The sequence below is a fragment of the Bradyrhizobium valentinum genome (assembly GCF_001440405.1).
GTDB classification, from domain to species: Bacteria; Pseudomonadota; Alphaproteobacteria; order Rhizobiales; family Xanthobacteraceae; genus Bradyrhizobium; species Bradyrhizobium valentinum.
This window is the reverse complement of record NZ_LLXX01000073.1, coordinates 1-241: the sequence shown is the minus strand read 5'-3', so window position 1 is coordinate 241 and position 241 is coordinate 1.

Here is a 241-nt window from a genome sequence, read left to right as displayed (position 1 = left end):
CTCCGCTGTCGTCCCTGCCTAGTGCGCAATTGCGCACGGGCGCAGGGACCCATAACCACAGGATTGAGTTGTTGGAAGACGCTGGGGCGCCAGCGTTCGCACAACTTTGTCCTGTGGCTATGGGTCCCGGATCGGCGCTCGCTGCGCTCGCTTGTCCGGGACGACAGCGAGTTTGCGGATTCAGATTTCATTGCGAGTAGAAGCTTGCTCCGCTGTCGTCCCTGCGAACGCAGGGACCCAT